Origin of the sequence: Paracraurococcus ruber, assembly GCF_004353985.1 — a bacterium.
Lineage (GTDB): Bacteria > Pseudomonadota > Alphaproteobacteria > Acetobacterales > Acetobacteraceae > Paracraurococcus > Paracraurococcus ruber.
Genome location: NZ_SMOA01000530.1, coordinates 1 through 1,823 on the forward strand (window position 1 = coordinate 1; position 1,823 = coordinate 1,823).

Sequence of the window (1,823 nt, forward strand, 5' to 3'; positions counted from 1 at the left end):
CGCCGCCCGACCTGCCGCCGGCCCTGCCCGCCCGGAGCGCCCGTCCGGCCCGGCTCGTCGGCACCAACCCGCCCGCCATCCTGCTGCCGGTGCCCGCCGGCACCGGCGCCGCCCTGCTGCGCCGCGGCGGGGACGTGCTGCTGGTCCTCGACTCCGAGGAGGCGCCGGACCTCCGGCCGCTGCGGCACGACGCCACATTCGCCGCCCTGGCGGCCGAGACGCTGCCGGGCGCCACGCTGCTGCGGCTGCCGCTGCCGGCGCCGGCCGAATTGCGGGCGCGCCGGGATGCCGCCGGCTGGGTGATCGAGGCGCATCGCGCCCCGCCGCCGGTCGAGGGCGCGACCATGGTGCTGGAGGCCGAGGCAGGCCCGCCGCCGCGGCTGCTGCTGCGCGCCGCCCAGCCCGGCCGCGTGGTCCCGGTGCGGGACCCGGAGACCGGCCTGCCCCTGCTGCTCGGCACCCTGCGGGAGGGGACGGAGGCGATGCGCGCCGGGCGTCGCCTGCCGGAGCTCGACCTGCCGCCCACCATGCTCGGCGCCGCGGTGCTGGCGCGGTCGGACGGGATCGCGCTGCAGGCCTTGGCCGGGCGCTTCGCCGTGGCCGCCGCCGGCGGCGCCCGCTTCGCGCTGGAAGCGGCGGTGGCGCAGGCCGCCAGCAGCCCGTCCATGACCCGCAGCTTCGACCTGCCGGGCCAGCCGCCGGCGGAACTGCTCACCCGCCTGCAGTCGCTGCAGGCCAGCATCGTCGCCGCCGCGCCGCTGCAGCGCCTGGCGCAGCGCCGGGCGGCGGGGGAGGTGCTGCTGGCGCTCGGCCTGCCGCAGGAAGCCCAGGCGGTGCTCAGCCTCGGCTTCGGGGAGGACCCGCGCAATGCCGCCGACCCGCGCTATGCCGCGCTGGTTGGCGCCGCGGCGCTGCTTGCCGGGCGGGTGTCGGAAGCCGGCGCGCTGCGGGCGCCGGACTGGGCCGATACCGACGAATCGACGCTCTGGCGCGCCGCGCTGAAGGCGGCGCAGGGCGAATGGGCGCCGGCGGCGCCGGGCTTCGCCGCGACGCTGCCGCTGCTGCTCACCTATCCAGCGGGGCTGCGGGCGCGGCTGCTGCCGCTCGCCGCGCTGTCCCTGGCCGAGGGGCGGGAGCGGGCGGCGCTGCGCCGCCTGGTCGAGGCGATGCCGGAGGGCGAGGAGGCGATGCTGCCGCGCGCCATGCTGGCCGAGCTGGAGGGTAGGGCGGAGGAGGCGCTGGCGGGCTATGACCGCGTCGCGATGGGCCGCGACCGGCAGGCGCGGGCGCGGGCCATCCGCCGCGGCGTGGAATTGCGGCTGGCGACCGGGCGGATGGATGCGCGGCAGGCGGCGCGGGCGCTGGAGGTCGCGCTGTTCGCCTGGCGCGGCGATGCGACGGAGACCGAGGCGCGGCTGCGTGTCGCCGCGCTGCGCCGCCAGGCGGGCGATGCGCGCGGCGCCCTGGCCCTGCTGCGGGAGACGGCGGCGATGGCGCCGGACCAGGCGGCGGCGCTGCAGCCCGGCATCCAAGACAGCTTCCTGGCGGCGCTGGAGCAGGAGAAGCCGCTCGCAGCCGTGGCGCTCTTCGACGCCTATCCCGAGTTGCTGCCGGCCGATTCGCGTGGGGAGCAGGCGGTGGCGGTGCTGGCCGACCGGCTGCAGGCGCTCGACCTCGCCGATCGCGCCGCCGGGCTGCTCGGCCAGGCGATGGCGCGCGCGGCCGGCGCGCCGCGCGCCGCGATCGGGCTGCGCCTTGCCGCGCTGCGCTTCGCGGAAGGCGATGCGGTGGCGGCGCAGGCGGCGCTGGCCGACAGCGCGGCG

General features: G+C 79.6%; 1 protein-coding gene. It reads left to right on the forward strand.

Annotation, left to right across the window (positions count from 1 at the left end; all coding sequences use genetic code 11):
• Positions 1 to 1,823, forward strand: a 1,823-nt coding sequence (locus E2C05_RS33685) for a hypothetical protein (protein ID WP_158292500.1), incomplete at both ends; no start/stop codon positions are given.